Source organism: Capnocytophaga sp. oral taxon 326 str. F0382 (genome assembly GCF_000318295.1).
Lineage (GTDB): Bacteria > Bacteroidota > Bacteroidia > Flavobacteriales > Flavobacteriaceae > Capnocytophaga > Capnocytophaga periodontitidis.
In genome coordinates this window covers 1-13,962 of sequence record NZ_KB291386.1, presented here as the reverse complement: position 1 = coordinate 13,962, position 13,962 = coordinate 1, and the positions used below count along the sequence as shown (strand labels likewise).

The window sequence follows — 13,962 nt, the reverse complement described above, 5'->3', positions numbered from 1 at the left end:
CAATCCGCACGGGGTAGCGGGGTTAATTAGTTATTTTACATTATAAGTTCCCCTCTTTGGGAGGGGTTAGGTGAGGATTACACTGATAGGGCAAAGCCGATAGCTACTTCTATCTCACGCATAGTGCCTACGGGTACTATTTTGAGTACTACCTCCAATTTGGAGGTTTGCAAAATACGCTGGCGTGGGTTGATATAGACTTTGTACCCACTGAGTTCACCATTGCGCTTCATTGCATCTAAAGGCTCCTCACAAAGGGCACTAATAGCCGAGACAGTTGCTGTTTGCAGGTTGCCTGTATCGGGGTCAATATAGGCAGGGCCTGAAATCTTAGGTACCAGTACACGGTTGAGTTCACGGATAGCCTTGTCGATGGTGCGGTTATTCTCTATATAGGCAAAGTCGCTTGTGGTGGCTGTTGCCGTAAAGCTATCATTGAAGTAGGTGCCTGCATTGCCTGCATATTGAGTAAGGAAAATATACCCTTTGCCGTGCAAGGCTTCTACTTGTGCAGGGGTTAGGCTACTGAGCTTGGTACTGTCTGCTAAAGCAGGGACATCTAACTCAAGAGCTTGCAAGGTGTCGCCTGTAAGGGCTTTATCGTAAGCTATACTCACTAAGTTCTGCTTTTCTACCCAGCCAATGCTTTCGTGTACGCTGGCTTTGGAAAGGGCTCCAAGGGCAGCCCCTATACAACCTACTGCAGGGGTAGTTTGTGCGATATAGTTTCCTCGCCCTGCACCATCTTGACCTATAACCACGCTCACGAGTTCGGCACTTTTGGTGTGCAAATCGGGGAGGTTAGCAATATCTTCGGCTTTTAGTTTAAAGCTATACAAAAGGCTTGCAGGGGTGATACGTTTGGCTAACTCCTTGCCGATAGCGTTGAGCTTGCTAAGGGCGTTGTCTAAGTCCGAAAGTTCGGTTTTGAAGTCGCAAACGGCGATTTGTCGGAGTTTGCCCTGGGCGAATGCTTGCAGGGTTTTTACTTCGGTATAATTACCGTCGGCACTTGCTACTGATTGCACGTATAGCTTTGCCCCTTCATTGATACGAAAGAACTCGGTTATATGATAGTGCAATACGGGGTTCGCTGTGTGAGTAATAGCCTTGCCTGCTAATTCCTCTACCGAAAGTAATAAGGTAGGGGCAACGGCTGCTTCGCCATAGACGATGAGCCCAGAGATATGGTCTTCACCTGCGAGTTCACGCCCTAAGCCACCACTTTTTCTTATGAATTTTACTCCGTTCATTGTTTAGCGTTTGTTAAAGTTTTTAGGTTTGAGTTCAAAGCTGGGCTTTGTTTCTTCTGAGGGCTCTGAGCTTTCTGAAGGCTCTGGGGTTTCTGAACTATCAGAGTTTTCTGAGGGCTCTGGGTTTTCTGAGGGCTCTGGGTTTTCTGAAGGCTCTGAGGGTTCAATGGTTTCTACTGTTTGAGGCTTCTGTGTTTCAGTAACGACCTCATTTTTTACTTTCTCTTTTTCTGTTGCATCTTCTGTACGTACTACTTTTTTTACCTCTTTATTTTTGAGGGTGAGGGCGTAGTTTTGTGCGCTATTTTCGGTGTAGAAGTATTTGCCGTCAGCGGTTTTGTAGGCTACATCTAAATTTGGGTTATCATTGAATATGGTATCCATAGATTTTGTGTTATTAGTAAAGGGGGGGGAAAGGTTGCAGAAAAAAGCGTGCTAATTGAGTTACTTTGGGGCTTTTCTGAGGCTCCTCCTCCTTTTTGGGTTAAACATTATTTCATTGCGGCGATATACTTTTTCTCCAAAGGCAAAGCAATAAAGTAGTGGCGATACGCCAAGAGATTTGCTTGGTTTTGGGTATCTTGCTTAGCTTCCGGAATAGTACTGCTTAGTGAGCCCTGTTTTTTTGCGTACGGCATCTACTACAAAGGCTACTGAAGCGGGTTTATCGGTACTTGTAGGCACTTGGTCAAAAGCGATTTTTTGTCCTGCGGCATTGTAGTGAGGGTGTTGTTCGTAGGTTTTGATTTCAAAGCCTGCAATCACTGGTGATACTTGTCCGTTGCGATAGTTGATAAGCTGGTCGCCGAAACGTTCACGGTCTTTGAGGAGGGCGTTGTAGTGGTCGTAACACAATACAAGGCGGCGACCTTTGAGAGGCCATTTTGCTTTATCACATTTTTCTTTGAGGGCTACAATGTCGTTGTAAGTACATTCAGTACCTGCAATGGTGAGGACTGGAGTAGCAGCGGTGTTTTGGTCGGGAGCAATAGCGTGTAATGCTTTTTTATACTTGGTAACGCTAATTTCATTGGTGTGGCTACGGGTAACCGCATCAATTTTGTTGTAGCTCGCCCCGATAGTTTGGTCGTCGGTAACCTTTGTAGGTTTTGTTTGATACTTGTCCAATTTTACCACTACTTCGTTGTCGGTGTAGTCTTGGATAGCGAGGGGGTATGTACTGTTATTAATAAGTACATCGGGTTTGAACTCAGTAGTAGGGATGTGAATTACGTTGTGTTCGCCCATTTGGGTTACATCGCCATCGAGTTCTTGCACGCCATCTAAGAAGTCGGCATCGGCTCCTTGTGAAAGGGTTTGTCGTACGCGTGCCTCCCATATTTCTGGAAAATTCATTGCCATAGTTAATTCTGTTTTCAAAAGGTTTTTAAATATTATTTAAATGCTTACTGTGCTACGGAGTTAAATAGAAGCAACCAATTTTTGGTAGGCTTCAGGGTTGCTGTTTTTGAAAGCCAACTTCTCATCTAAGGAGAGTTTTTGAAAATCGTCCATAGTAGTTACTCCAGTGGTTCCTGCGGGTGTGGTAACACCTGTACCAAAGCTTCTTTTTAGTAGGCAAAGCTTCGAAAGTAGCTTCTGCCAAATCAAAATCTTTAGCCGCTAAATCAGCAAATGTTTGTCGTTTATCAGCGGTGATTTTACCGCTTTTTACTGCCTCGTCAAGCATTTGGATAGTAAGGGCTGCTTTTTGTGCTTTTTCTTTATTTATAAAAGCATTAAGCTGCTCTTCTGAAAGGGTGAGTTTTTCTTGCAGTTCGTCTCGTGATTTAGAAAGTGCCAAGATAGCAGACTCTATTTCGTCTGTAGATAGCTCCTTGGTGTTGGCACTCATACCCAAGGCTACTAAGGCTAATTGTGTAAGTTGTATCTTCATATTGTTATCTGTGTTAATTGTTTTATCCGTCAATGATAGGCATAGCTCATTTATTTCTTTTTCGGTAAGTTCTTTGCCGTCCATTTGTAATCGCAAAGCGTTGGCATTACTGGGTACGGCTACAATAGATACTTCAAAAAGGGAACAGTTTTTAAGCACCATATCTCCGTTTTCATTAGCTAAATCTTTCTTAGAAAACATTATTCCCATACTTGCCCCCTTGATAATACCTCGTTCTACCTTTCCTGCTATAAGTTTAGCATTGTCGTCCTCCATATCAAATATCGGTTCAGCGAGCAATTTACCCCCTTCAAGGGTGATGTCTTTCCAACTTCCTATAACATTCTGATTGCTCTGAATGTGCCCATCAAGCATTACAGGGTTGAGTTTGAAGCGTGTTAGATCAATTCCTGCAGTTAGGATTCTAAAGCCGTAAGAATTGACCACTGCTTCATCATTCAATATAAATTTAGGCATAGGCTTTCATTTTTTGTTAATCATTTTCGGGGCAAAATTCGTGAGCTTCTGTCGAGTGTGCAAATAGTTGTTTAAGGGTTGGACAAAACTGTTCAAGGGTTGGACAAAGTTGTTCAAGGACTGAACAACTTGTTTTATAAGTGTCATAATTGTAGGAATTTTGCCACAAAAAATGGCAAGAAATAAAGAACAAACACGTATTAAGGCAGAACAATATTATATTGAAAATATTGAGGTTACCCAAGCAGAAGTAGCGGAGCTCTACGGAGTACGCCCTGCTACTATTGGTGAGTGGGTAAAGAAGTATGATTGGGAGGACAAGCGTCTGGGATTCCACGCTTCGCCTACGATTATCAAACAGAAGCTACAAGCTGAGACTATTAGGGTAATGAATGGACAAGAGCCTACTTTCTCGGCTTCTGATGTGGGTAAGTTAATGGCTGCCTTAGATAGGTGCGAAACGCAGGCAGACCCTACCACTGTATATAAAGTGCTGAAGGAACTGGATATGTTTATATCACAACAGGACGCGGGTTTTGCCGCTCAATGTACCAAGTATCACAAACAATTCTTACAACTAAAAGTAAAAAATGAGCAAGAACGATAAGATATATGCTAAACTCTTAGCCGATTACGACAAGCATTGCCTGCTGATTGCTAAGGCTACTTCGGTAAATATACACGAAACAGCCAAAGAAAAGGCGGCTCGTATTAAGAACTTGGAGGGTGATTATGTGCGATGGTTTGAATACTATTTCCCTAACTATGCCAAACAGAAGTGTGCGTGGTTTCACGTCCAGCTGGCTAAGCTGATAGTAGGCAATAAACGCTTGCGCTTGCTTGCCGAGATGTACCGCTCGGCGGGGAAGTCGGTACATATAGATATGGGAATACCGCTGTACTTGTATTTTGCTAAGGGTGATTTGCGATTTATGCTTTTGGTGGGCGAGACTGAACCTAAAGCTAAGAAGCTGCTGTCGGGCATACAGGCACAGCTGGAGCATAACAACCGCTTGCAGAATGATTACGGCAAAAGAGCTTCCGTAGGAGATTGGTCGGATGGTTCGTTTGTTACTAATGATGGGGTTCGGTTTATGTCGCTTGGTTTTGGGCAAAACCCGCGAGGGGCACGAGAACAATCGGAGCGCCCCGACTATATAGTGGTAGATGATGTGGATAGCAAAAAGTCTATCCACAACGACCGTATTATGCGTGAAAGTGTAGATTATATTACCGAAGATGTATGGGGGTGTTTTGACAGCGAAGACAACGCTACTGAACGTTTTGTATTTGCTAACAATAACTTCCACAAAAACTCGATCACGAACCGCCTTAAAACGTACTTCAATGAGGTAATTAACACGCCCAAGGAAGAGGGTAGTTATGAGGATAGTCCGCAAACAGAGTTCAAAATACTTACGGTGTGTGCGGTAAAAAACTTGCAGGACTTTACTCCTGAATGGCCTGAAAAGACTTCGGCGGAGTACTGGCGTAATAAGTTTAAAAGTATGCCCTATCGCTCGTTTATGCGGGAGTATATGCACACGCATATTGAGGATGGGGCTATCTTTAAGTACGAAGATATTCAGTATAAAAAGGCACTGCCGCTTTCTAAGTATGATAATTTGTGCTTCTATGGGGACTTGTCGTATAAGGAAAATGCGGACTACAAAGCCCTGATTTTGGTGGGCAATATAGGCAAGGAGTTCCATATACTGCTGTGCTATATGCAGCAAAAAAGCCGTGCGCATTGTGCTAAATGGCTGTATGACCAGTATGAGAAGTATCGCTTAGACCGCTACAATGTACGTTATATGATTGAGGGACTTTTTGCGATGGATGAGTTTGTAAGCGACTTTGACCAAGAGGGCGACAAACGAGGGTACTATATCCCTATCGTAGCTGACAAACGAAGTAAGGCAGATAAATTTGACCGTATAGAGAGCCTTGCGGGCTATTTTGAGCGCAAAAATGTGTGGTTCAATAGTGAACAGAAAGACGCGGATATGCAGGTGCTTATTGACCAGTTCTTAGCTTTTGAAAAAGGTTCTGGTGCCCACGATGATGGACCCGATGCCGTGCACGGAGCTTTTAAATGGCTCATAGGTCGCAACAGGCAAAGTAGCAACCAATACGCCTTCGGGGCGAGAGTTAATAACCATTATTGATATGTTTTTAGTAAAAGAAGATTTAAAGAATAATATCTACTCCTACCAAGTGGAGCAGATAACCGAAGGGGACGAGAGTATATTACTGCAGGCGTTAGATACTGCTGAGCAGGAAGTAAAATCGTACTTCTACACCAATGACAAAAAGGAATACCTTGACGGTCGCCCTCGATACGATACGGAGGCTATCTTTGCCAAGCGAGGAGAGGAAAGAAACGCCCTTGTTGTGAGTCTTTGCCTATCGGTAGCTAAGTGGTATATTGTAGATCTGTGCAATGCTGATATTATCTATGATCACGCCAAAGAACGTTATGATAGGGCGATAGAGTACCTTAAAAGGCTTGCTAAGGGTGAGGTGAATATCAGTTCGCTGCCTATTGTACCTCGTACGGAGGAAACAGAAAAGCAAATAACCCCTTTTGTATATGGTTCTCGTAAAAAGTACAATCACGAATAAATGAGGACACCTGTAGGCAATTATTATGAAAGATATAACCGTAACAACTGAATATGATTTGGAGGTAGTAGGGGGCGACTTTGTCACTAATGAAAGTACTGCCCAACACGTAGAGTTCCTTTTGCTCTCCAAGCAAGGAGAATGGAAGGAGTCGCCTATTACGGGCTGTAATATTCAGCAGGCACAGAATGGCAGTATTACCCGCGCCCTTGATAGGCATATACGCATCCAATTAGAAGCAGACGGCTTTAGTGCCGAAGTACTACAAATCACCGAGAAAGGTATTAATGTTAAAGGAAAATACAAGCAATGAAATCCTATAAGAACTATAAGAAACCTAAGAAAGCAGGGAATAACACTCTGCAACCTACCCGCAATATTGTGCCAAAATCAATGGCACGCACTCGTGCCGATGTACTCACGTGGAAAAATGCAATGGCAATGGCGGAGAATGTTGAGAACCCCAAAACGTTCCCCTACTATAATCTCGTGCGTGATATGATGCTTGACGCGCATACTACCTCACAAATAAAGAACCGAAAGCTAAAGACTATTTCGGCTAACTTCAGCATACAAAAGGCTAATGGTCAGACACACGAAGAGCTGACCAAAGCATTACAAAAGTCGGTTTGGTTTAATGATATTATAAGTCACATCTTAGATAGTGAGTACTTTGGCTATACCCTTATAGAGCTCAATAGGCAGGTAGCACCTGCGGGCAGTAATGAGGTGCCTTTTTCGGATGTAGAAGTAGCTTTAGTACCCCGCCAAAATGTAATACCTCAAAAGGGTATTATCCTAAAAGACTACACCGATGATAAGGGGTTAGACTATATGAATGCCTCTGAATACGGCACGTGGTTGTTAGACTTTGGTAAGGTGGGCGACTTGGGGCTTATTAATCAGGCAATACCGCATATACTTTTCAGTCGTTTTGCGCAAAGTTGCTGGTCGGAGTTGTGCGAGATATATGGCATACCTCCCCGCGTAATGAAGACAAACACCCGTGACCGCCAAGCCCTTGCACGTGCCGAGAAGATGATGACCGATATGGGGGCTGCCGCTTGGTTTATCATCGACGAAACCGAACAATTCGAGTGGGCAACCAATGGGGTACCTGCTACAGGTGAAGTGTATAACGGACTCATAAAACTTTGCCGTGATAACATCTCCCTACTTATCTCGGGGGCTATCATAGGGCAAGATACTAAGTATGGTAGTAAGGGTAAGGAGGTCAGTTCACAGGATATGCTACAAGCCCTTGTGGATGCCGACCAAACTATGGTAGAGCAGTATATGAACGATAAAGTACTACCTGCCCTATACGCCATTGGGGTACTCCCCGAAGAGGGCTTATCGCTCGTGTATGACCAAGTGGAGGACTTGGGCGAACTGTGGACACGCACTAAGGAAATACTACCTTATAAAGAAGTATCAGATGAGTGGTTAAAAGAAAAATTCGGCATTGAGGTTACAGGGCAAAAAGCCCCTGCCACGCCTCAAAAACTCACCTTAGATTTTTTCGACTAAGCCCCGACACTTATTTCGGGGCACTACACCTGAACCTACAAAACCAATACGCTCCTTGCGATTGTCAGGCGTGCCAAGAAGCAAGATTAGCATCTTCACCCCCTGCCCCTCTCCCAAGTAGAGGGGAGAAAGACCTCACTAAGGTGGCTAAGAAAGCGTTTGACTATTTGCATAAAAAAGGCACCTATAAACCCGAAGACCTTACCAAATACAAAGCCTACCGCGACCTCATTACCGCTACCGCTGAAGTGTTTAACACTGCTATCCCTCACGAAGTACCCGATGAGATGAAAACCTATTTAGAGAAAGATGTATTTATCTTTTCAGGGCTCAAAACCCATACACAGCTCACTGAGGCACGGAGCAAACTAAAAGACGAGCAGGGCAATATATGCCCTTATTATCAGTTTGAACAGGAGATACTAAAACTGAATAACACCTATAACCGTAACTACTTAGAAGCCGAGTACCAGTTCGCTGTACAGAGTGCCCAAAGTGCCGCTAATTGGGCTAACCTACAAACCGACACGAGCCGTTATTGGTTGGAATATCGCACCGCAGGTGATGAGCGAGTAAGGCAAAGCCACGCCGCTTTGGCAGGAATATGTTTGCCCAAAGACGATGCCTTTTGGACGGAGTACTACCCGCCTAATGGCTGGCGTTGCCGCTGTACAGCTGTAGAAGTATTGGCACGTGAAAACACCAAAAGCAACCCCGAAACTGCCAAAAAGGCAGGAGAGGAAGCCACTACCCAGATAGGCAAGAGTGGAAAGAATAAATTGGAGATGTTTCGCTTTAACCCAGGGCAGGAAAAGAAGGTATTTCCACCCACTAATACTTATACTCAAGTAGTAGGAGCTGGGCATGTACAAAGAGAGTTAGAAGCAATGAATAATAGAACTTCAGTTAATTTGCAAGAGCTCATAAGAAGAGACTTCCCCACAAGAGAGGAGGTAAAAAATGTATTGCTAAAATATGCTGAATTATTCCCTAACGACTTTAGAAGAGGGCTCGAAGAGGTGAGCTTTACAAGTTCTACCAACTTTTTAATGCAACACTCAATGTATTTTAATAACAATACTAATGAATGGAGTAGCCAATCTACTATAAAAATAAGTACTCATACCTTTACAAGCATTGGTTTTAACCCTGCAGGACAGTTACGAGAAGCATTAGGAGCTATAAAGAAAGGAGAGGCTTTAACATTCAAACAAGAGTATGCTTTAGAGTCGTTATGGCACGAAATATTACACGCCAAAACTCAAACACGACCGGTACAACTTAATAGGAGACAAACAGAAAGTATGGAAACTATCAATGAATTTATAGCACGACACACCTATAATGAATTTATTGAAAGACTTGGAGGAAGAGCATCACACCAACAAAGAATTTTAGATGAAGGATATGGATATAGTGGTTGGATTAAAAACTTCAGAGAGCGATTGAAAAACAACGGTATAGAGGAGCGTGAAGCTGTTGATTTTTTTAAACCTCATTTAATGAGTGATTATTCTAATATAGGGGAGAAGATAACAGAGTTTTTTGCTATACAGCGGTAGCAATAGCATCATACCCTAAACCATATTCTTTATAGGCTTTAGGAAGCTGTTGCCAATACTGCTCGGCTTTATCCATATCTCCTCTTTCCTCAAAGAGGCAAGCTAAATCATAAAAAGCAAATTCTTTTGTGATATGCTTTTTGTAACTATCAGGGGTTAATTTCTCATTTAGTTCAATGCCAAATTTAAGTGTAAATGATAAGGCATCAAACCTAAGAGCGTTTAACTCTGATTGTGTGGGGTTGTGGTCAAAAATCGTTTCCATTCTATAAATGTATTTTAGGCAACAAAAGTACAAAATAAAAACAAAACAACAAGCAAATAAACACAAAACTTTTTTAAATGGAGTTTAAAGACTTTTTAAATCACATCTTAACAGATACGAAAGTAAAGCTCACAGAGGCGTTTGACCGCAATTTTGAGCGTAAAGCGTTCTTTGATGATAAATGGGCTAATACCCTTATACCTAATCGACGTGGCTCACTGATGATACGTACAGTTACACTAAGGCGGTCTATTCGTAGCAACATTGAAGGTACTACTGTACGCTGGACAAGCTCAGTGCCTTATGCCGATATTCAAAACAATGGCGGTGAAGTGGAAGTAACAGCCAAAATAAAGCGTTATTTTTGGGCAATGTACTACAAAGCTAAAGGGCGCAAAGGGGCTACACAAAAGGCTTTTTCAGTAGAAGCAGAGCACTGGAAAGCCCTTGCTTTAAAAAAGGTAGGCGACAAACTAAAAATACCCAAGCGACAATTTATCGGCGACCATACAGAAGTAAAACGAATGGTAAATGATATTGTAAATTTTAATATGAAAGAACTACTAAATAGCATACACCAATGAAAGCATTATTAGAAAAAATACAACAGAAAGTAAGCGAGATTGCAGAACTTAAACACATAGATGAGAACTGGGGACAGTTAGACTATTACAGTCCTAATATGCCTGTACAATACCCTTGTGCGCTGATTGATGTGCAACAAGTGCAATTCACTAACTTAGGCAAAGATATTACTAAAAAACCTCTACAACGACAGATAGGAACTGTACAGATAAAAATTACGGTGGCTAATATGAGGCTTACCAATAGTAGTATGCAAGCCCCAAGGAGACAAAAAGAAGAGGTGTGGGCAATATGGGGTATTATTGAGAAAATACACCAGCAACTACACGGAGTATCATTACTGCCTAATGTTTCGCCACTTATTAGGACTTCGCAGAACAGAACCCTTCGCGATGATGGGCTCCAAGAGTATGAAGTGTATTACAGTTGTGAAGTACAAAATATATAATTAGCAAATTGTAGATTAGGCGTAGGCTTGTAGCTCGGTATCTACATCTATACTTAGAATTTTGTAAAGCGTGCCTCTTGATATAAAGAACTTGGGGTATATAAACTCACGCCATATTACCGAAATAGGCATATAGCGATAGTCGTGGCGGTTGAACTCGTCCATTACTGCTTTGTATCGGAGGAGTTGGTTACGCTGGTAACCCTGCTTTTTATTGGGTGTTTTTAGAGGCATTGCTTTTAAGAAATTGATTTTATAGTGCAAAGGTATGAAATAATTACGAATTACAAAATACAAAAGACGAGAGGCGAATTTAATCGTCTCTCGTCTTTCGTTCTGTTAGTCGGTAGGCTTTTTTTAGTTTGCGTTTAAAGTCGTCTAAAGGAGTTTCATTTTTTTGCTCTTGGTAGCGAAATTCGGTGTGTTCGCGTTGGCGTTCATCGTCTATATATTGTAGGCGTTCTTTGTCATATTCTCTAAAAAATCTAAGCACTTTATCTATGCCTAATCGTTCGTAAAATTCGCCGTATTCACCCGATAGTACGCGTTTGAATATAAATGATATTTCGGTAAGTTTTAAGTAACCGTAATCGTTCATTATTTGGCTACTGCAAAGGCTTATTTGTTCTTCGCTCATTGGGCGACTTACGGCTAACATTTCGTTTAGATATACGAGCCATAACATTATATAACTTTCACAAGCTGTTGCACCATAGTCTCTTCGTATGCTACTAATGGAGGGGGTTGGCAGGTTGATAGCTTCGGCTATGGTTTTGAGTTTGTAACTGTGCTTCATACAGTTATTGGGTGAATATACCCTCAAGAATCTTTCGTTTGAAATCAGTGCTGTAAGTTTGTTTTGCACTACTGTTACCTCGTTTTGCATTTTGTAATATCTTGTTAAGTTGTGAATTGATGTATTTTAAATCGGTGTTTCGTTGGTGAAACTCATCCATCTTCTGCCAATTGCCCAATAGGTATTGCCACGTGGAAAGGGCTTCAGTGTCGTTTGCTGATACTTGTTGCAGGTAGCTAATGATTTGCTTGAGGGCTTTGCCGTCGGCACCAGTGAACTTGGGAGGAAATCCGTATAGACGATTGTAGAAGCCAAACCACTCGTCTAAGAATTGGGTGTAAAGGCTTGCAGTTTGATGCTCGTCTTTAGTGTAGGACACACTGCCGTTCCATTGCTCTTGGTAGCGTTCTATATCTTCCTCTTGTGGGGGTAGGATAGCTCCAAGTTGTTGGTATTGCTGACTGTTGAGCCCTCCGCTTTTGATTTCTATTTTGCAAAGCTCACCTTTTTTGTAGGTGAGCTTTAGCAGTGTGTGGGTACGGTGTAGGGTTACGGTGTAGGTCATTGGTTTGCTGTTTTATAGAGGTCTATTAGTTTAAGTAAAAGGGTTTCACGAGCTTCTTCGTAGCTTTCTTTGTAGGCAAACTCCCAAAATTCTCCGTTGTCTTATTTCGGGGTAAAAGATGTAGGCTGAAGTACCTTTGCTGGTGGCTTCGAGGTTGCCATAATAGCCTTTTGCTCTGAACCAAGCGAGGGCTTGCTCCCAAGTGGGAATACTATATACATCTTTATATATGTTATGGTTTTTTCCCTCTAAATCGAAAAAACCATTCCCGTCTTTTGAGCAATCTACAAAACTCCAATAGTTATCCATACTAAAAGGGCAGTGCTCATTAAACCCTATTTCTTTGAGTTTTTTGGCAATGTCGAGGGGGACAAGCCAAGTGGTGTATTTTTGTGTGTTCATTTTCTTTGTGTTTTAGTAATTAAAAACTTTCTTTTTCAACTTTTATTGTAATGTTATCTTCATCTAAGTACTTAATGGTGTATATCGTATTTCCCTCACGGAGGATAACAGAGGAGGGTAGTTTGCCAATTTGGTTGCGGAAGTAATGAAAGGTGTTGTATATGCCTTTTTTAAAAAATCTTACATCAGTTTTTGCCTCACTTAGTTCCTCTTCTAATTTTTTAACTTTTTCTTCTGCTTTTACAGTCATATTGCACAAACGCAATAGCTCTTTTTTTGCTGCTTGAGGGTTTCCATTAATCCTATCGCATATTGAGGAGTAACTTATATCATAATCGTCTATTTCCATTGTATTTTGTGTTTAAATTGTTATACATTCCACTCTTCTTTGGTGAGTTGTGTACCGCAGTCTTTGCAGAATAGGGCAGTTACTTCTACGGTTACGTAGTGGGCAAGGGTGCGGAGCTCTTTATGCTTGTGGGGGCAGGTGTTTAATGACGAATGACAAATGACAAATGATGTGTCGGACGTGGCAGAACTGACACCTGACAGCTGACACCTGCCCCCTTTTTTACTTTCTTTCATAGCGTTGGGTGAGCATTTTCTCGAATATGTTATTGACCTTGCCGACCTCACTGGGGGTGAGGTTTTGGAGGCTTTTTTTGAACGGGTTTTTGCTACTACAAAACCATTTACCAAGGCGTTTTATGTCGGCATACTTGGGGTTGGTTGTATCGCGCCATCCGAGTTCGTGGCATAGGGATAATAGCTTTAGTTGTTGCTTGTTTTCGATATTAAAGTAAGCGTGCATCTCGAAATGGTAACCAAGGTGCTGGGCGAGGGCAAAAAACTCGTCTTCGGTGAGATTTTTGGTGCTGGGGAGCTCTCGTCCTATAAAACTACATACGAATTGTAGGCGGGCTTCTCTGTCCTTAAAGCGTTTGCCTAAAAGGGTTTGGAGGATACGAATCTGATGGGGTTTTATTGTGGGCATATTATTCATTTTTAACTGTTACTTTTACATAGTCGCCTGCGTTATACTCTTTGTAGTCGTTTTCGTATATTGTTATTTTGTTAGTACCTTCTTTGTTGGCAACATACATATAATATTTTGCAGGGTGATAGGTGCTTGTGCGTACTTTTCCAACAAAGTGGAAGGTTGTATGGGCTGTTATAATTTCTTTGTCTACTACAAACCCTGTAATGACCTCTGTTTTGTTTGTTTGTTCATTGTTCTTTTTTCCACAAGAGAAAAATAGTAATGATAGTCCTAAAAATATAAGTGCTTTTTTCATTTTTAAATGGTGTTTAAAGGTTATTTAAAAGCTCCTCGCCTTAGTGGGTCTCATAAAAGCGTCCTCTTATTGCCAGCGACTTACTAAGGGCGGAGGAGCATCTTTTAGCTGCCGAAACGGCTAAAAGTGTAGTGTTATGCGGTGACTTGCTCTTCGTACTTTTCGTGTACTGGGAAGAGGTTTTTAATATCGGTACCTGGGGGAAAGTCTACCGATGAGAGTGACAAAGGTATGTTACACTTTTTGCCTTGCTCGTCGAGGG

General features: G+C 42.0%; 20 protein-coding genes. 8 read left to right on the top strand and 12 right to left on the bottom strand.

Features of this window, described 5'->3' with window-relative positions; translation table 11 throughout:
* Window positions 1-77: 77 nt before the first annotated feature.
* The 4 genes from HMPREF9073_RS03945 to HMPREF9073_RS03930 form a co-directional block, all read right to left on the bottom strand.
* The gene (locus tag HMPREF9073_RS03945) at window positions 78-1,253 is read right to left on the bottom strand and encodes a DUF2586 family protein (RefSeq protein ID WP_009412708.1); all 1,176 of its coding nucleotides are present in this window, start codon (window positions 1,251-1,253) and stop codon (window positions 78-80) included.
* A 3-nt stretch (window positions 1,254-1,256) separates the two neighbouring features.
* The gene (locus HMPREF9073_RS03940; RefSeq protein ID WP_009412707.1) at window positions 1,257-1,637 is read right to left on the bottom strand and encodes a hypothetical protein; all 381 of its coding nucleotides are present in this window, start codon (window positions 1,635-1,637) and stop codon (window positions 1,257-1,259) included.
* Window positions 1,638-1,838: 201 nt separating this feature from the next.
* Window positions 1,839-2,633, bottom strand: coding sequence for a hypothetical protein (locus HMPREF9073_RS03935; protein WP_157453485.1), 795 nt, complete (start codon window positions 2,631-2,633; stop codon window positions 1,839-1,841).
* A 103-nt stretch (window positions 2,634-2,736) separates the two neighbouring features.
* Window positions 2,737-3,627, bottom strand: coding sequence for an HK97 family phage prohead protease (locus HMPREF9073_RS03930; RefSeq protein WP_009412705.1), 891 nt, complete (start codon window positions 3,625-3,627; stop codon window positions 2,737-2,739).
* 172 nt (window positions 3,628-3,799) lie between these two features.
* Between HMPREF9073_RS03930 and HMPREF9073_RS03925 the strand changes: the two genes are divergently transcribed.
* The 6 genes from HMPREF9073_RS03925 (at window position 3,800) to HMPREF9073_RS15245 (ending at window position 9,344) form a co-directional block, all read left to right on the top strand.
* Window positions 3,800-4,234, top strand: a complete 435-nt coding sequence (locus tag HMPREF9073_RS03925) for a hypothetical protein (RefSeq protein ID WP_009412703.1) — start codon at window positions 3,800-3,802, stop codon at window positions 4,232-4,234.
* Entirely contained in the window at window positions 4,218-5,795 is a 1,578-nt protein-coding gene (gene terL / locus HMPREF9073_RS03920) for a phage terminase large subunit (protein ID WP_009412702.1), read from the top strand. The genes HMPREF9073_RS03925 and terL overlap by 17 nt, the downstream gene beginning before the upstream one ends.
* 1 nt (window position 5,796) lies before the next feature.
* Window positions 5,797-6,252: a phage protein Gp36 family protein gene (locus HMPREF9073_RS03915; protein ID WP_009412701.1), complete on the top strand. Its 456-nt coding sequence runs from the start codon at window positions 5,797-5,799 to the stop codon at window positions 6,250-6,252.
* Window positions 6,253-6,277: 25 nt separating this feature from the next.
* Window positions 6,278-6,565 carry a hypothetical protein gene (locus HMPREF9073_RS03910; protein WP_009412700.1) on the top strand — a complete coding sequence of 96 codons (288 nt, stop codon included), beginning with the start codon at window positions 6,278-6,280 and terminating at the stop codon, window positions 6,563-6,565.
* Window positions 6,562-7,782 (top strand): DUF935 family protein, encoded by a 1,221-nt coding sequence (locus HMPREF9073_RS03905; RefSeq protein WP_009412699.1) that lies wholly within the window; start codon window positions 6,562-6,564, stop codon window positions 7,780-7,782. The genes HMPREF9073_RS03910 and HMPREF9073_RS03905 overlap by 4 nt, the downstream gene beginning before the upstream one ends.
* A 143-nt stretch (window positions 7,783-7,925) precedes the next feature.
* The gene (locus HMPREF9073_RS15245; protein WP_009412698.1) at window positions 7,926-9,344 is read left to right on the top strand and encodes a phage minor head protein; all 1,419 of its coding nucleotides are present in this window, start codon (window positions 7,926-7,928) and stop codon (window positions 9,342-9,344) included.
* Here the strand turns inward: HMPREF9073_RS15245 and HMPREF9073_RS03895 are convergent.
* Window positions 9,331-9,609 carry a hypothetical protein gene (locus HMPREF9073_RS03895; protein ID WP_009412697.1) on the bottom strand — a complete coding sequence of 93 codons (279 nt, stop codon included), beginning with the start codon at window positions 9,607-9,609 and terminating at the stop codon, window positions 9,331-9,333. The genes HMPREF9073_RS15245 and HMPREF9073_RS03895 overlap by 14 nt on opposite strands.
* A gap of 77 nt (window positions 9,610-9,686) precedes the next feature.
* Here HMPREF9073_RS03895 and HMPREF9073_RS03890 point away from each other — a divergent pair, with 77 nt between their 5' ends.
* Together HMPREF9073_RS03890 and HMPREF9073_RS03885 are read left to right on the top strand one after the other, a co-directional pair.
* Window positions 9,687-10,193 carry a hypothetical protein gene (locus HMPREF9073_RS03890; RefSeq protein WP_009412696.1) on the top strand — a complete coding sequence of 169 codons (507 nt, stop codon included), beginning with the start codon at window positions 9,687-9,689 and terminating at the stop codon, window positions 10,191-10,193.
* Window positions 10,190-10,642: a hypothetical protein gene (locus HMPREF9073_RS03885; RefSeq protein ID WP_009412695.1), complete on the top strand. Its 453-nt coding sequence runs from the start codon at window positions 10,190-10,192 to the stop codon at window positions 10,640-10,642. The genes HMPREF9073_RS03890 and HMPREF9073_RS03885 overlap by 4 nt, the downstream gene beginning before the upstream one ends.
* 15 nt (window positions 10,643-10,657) lie before the next feature.
* Here the strand turns inward: HMPREF9073_RS03885 and HMPREF9073_RS03880 are convergent, their stop codons facing one another.
* The 7 genes from HMPREF9073_RS03880 to HMPREF9073_RS03850 all read right to left on the bottom strand — a co-directional run bounded on the left by HMPREF9073_RS03880 (window position 10,658) and on the right by HMPREF9073_RS03850 (window position 13,700).
* A complete protein-coding gene (locus tag HMPREF9073_RS03880; protein ID WP_034555330.1) occupies window positions 10,658-10,876 on the bottom strand; it encodes a hypothetical protein in 219 nt (72 codons plus the stop codon).
* 79 nt (window positions 10,877-10,955) lie between these two features.
* Window positions 10,956-11,438, bottom strand: coding sequence for a hypothetical protein (locus HMPREF9073_RS03875; protein ID WP_009412693.1), 483 nt, complete (start codon window positions 11,436-11,438; stop codon window positions 10,956-10,958).
* A 4-nt stretch (window positions 11,439-11,442) separates the two neighbouring features.
* On the bottom strand, window positions 11,443-12,003 hold the full coding sequence (locus HMPREF9073_RS03870) for a hypothetical protein (protein ID WP_009412692.1): 561 nt from the start codon (window positions 12,001-12,003) through the stop codon (window positions 11,443-11,445).
* A 45-nt stretch (window positions 12,004-12,048) separates the two neighbouring features.
* Window positions 12,049-12,405, bottom strand: coding sequence for a hypothetical protein (locus HMPREF9073_RS03865; RefSeq protein ID WP_009412691.1), 357 nt, complete (start codon window positions 12,403-12,405; stop codon window positions 12,049-12,051).
* A gap of 19 nt (window positions 12,406-12,424) precedes the next feature.
* Window positions 12,425-12,754: a hypothetical protein gene (locus HMPREF9073_RS03860; RefSeq protein ID WP_009412690.1), complete on the bottom strand. Its 330-nt coding sequence runs from the start codon at window positions 12,752-12,754 to the stop codon at window positions 12,425-12,427.
* Between the two features lie 222 nt (window positions 12,755-12,976).
* Entirely contained in the window at window positions 12,977-13,399 is a 423-nt protein-coding gene (locus tag HMPREF9073_RS03855) for a hypothetical protein (protein WP_157453484.1), read from the bottom strand.
* Window position 13,400: 1 nt separating this feature from the next.
* The gene (locus HMPREF9073_RS03850) at window positions 13,401-13,700 is read right to left on the bottom strand and encodes a hypothetical protein (protein WP_009412688.1); all 300 of its coding nucleotides are present in this window, start codon (window positions 13,698-13,700) and stop codon (window positions 13,401-13,403) included.
* Between the last annotated feature and the right edge of the window lie 262 nt (window positions 13,701-13,962).

Excerpts from the sequence above, each read along its gene's own strand:
- HMPREF9073_RS03910 (WP_009412700.1), top strand. The coding sequence starts at position 6,278 with ATGAAAGATATAACCGTAACAACTGAATATGATTTGGAGGTAGTAGGG.
- HMPREF9073_RS03875 (WP_009412693.1), bottom strand. The coding sequence starts at position 11,438 with ATGAAGCACAGTTACAAACTCAAAACCATAGCCGAAGCTATCAACCTG.
- HMPREF9073_RS03940 (WP_009412707.1), bottom strand. The coding sequence starts at position 1,637 with ATGGATACCATATTCAATGATAACCCAAATTTAGATGTAGCCTACAAA.
- terL (WP_009412702.1), top strand. The coding sequence starts at position 4,218 with ATGAGCAAGAACGATAAGATATATGCTAAACTCTTAGCCGATTACGAC.
- HMPREF9073_RS03850 (WP_009412688.1), bottom strand. The coding sequence starts at position 13,700 with ATGAAAAAAGCACTTATATTTTTAGGACTATCATTACTATTTTTCTCT.
- HMPREF9073_RS03895 (WP_009412697.1), bottom strand. The coding sequence starts at position 9,609 with ATGGAAACGATTTTTGACCACAACCCCACACAATCAGAGTTAAACGCT.
- HMPREF9073_RS03915 (WP_009412701.1), top strand. The coding sequence starts at position 5,797 with ATGTTTTTAGTAAAAGAAGATTTAAAGAATAATATCTACTCCTACCAA.
- HMPREF9073_RS03890 (WP_009412696.1), top strand. The coding sequence starts at position 9,687 with ATGGAGTTTAAAGACTTTTTAAATCACATCTTAACAGATACGAAAGTA.
- HMPREF9073_RS03945 (WP_009412708.1), bottom strand. The coding sequence starts at position 1,253 with ATGAACGGAGTAAAATTCATAAGAAAAAGTGGTGGCTTAGGGCGTGAA.
- HMPREF9073_RS03930 (WP_009412705.1), bottom strand. The coding sequence starts at position 3,627 with ATGCCTAAATTTATATTGAATGATGAAGCAGTGGTCAATTCTTACGGC.
- HMPREF9073_RS03905 (WP_009412699.1), top strand. The coding sequence starts at position 6,562 with ATGAAATCCTATAAGAACTATAAGAAACCTAAGAAAGCAGGGAATAAC.
- HMPREF9073_RS03885 (WP_009412695.1), top strand. The coding sequence starts at position 10,190 with ATGAAAGCATTATTAGAAAAAATACAACAGAAAGTAAGCGAGATTGCA.
- HMPREF9073_RS03880 (WP_034555330.1), bottom strand. The coding sequence starts at position 10,876 with ATGCCTCTAAAAACACCCAATAAAAAGCAGGGTTACCAGCGTAACCAA.
- HMPREF9073_RS03870 (WP_009412692.1), bottom strand. The coding sequence starts at position 12,003 with ATGACCTACACCGTAACCCTACACCGTACCCACACACTGCTAAAGCTC.
- HMPREF9073_RS03865 (WP_009412691.1), bottom strand. The coding sequence starts at position 12,405 with ATGAACACACAAAAATACACCACTTGGCTTGTCCCCCTCGACATTGCC.
- HMPREF9073_RS03925 (WP_009412703.1), top strand. The coding sequence starts at position 3,800 with ATGGCAAGAAATAAAGAACAAACACGTATTAAGGCAGAACAATATTAT.
- HMPREF9073_RS03860 (WP_009412690.1), bottom strand. The coding sequence starts at position 12,754 with ATGGAAATAGACGATTATGATATAAGTTACTCCTCAATATGCGATAGG.
- HMPREF9073_RS03855 (WP_157453484.1), bottom strand. The coding sequence starts at position 13,399 with ATGCCCACAATAAAACCCCATCAGATTCGTATCCTCCAAACCCTTTTA.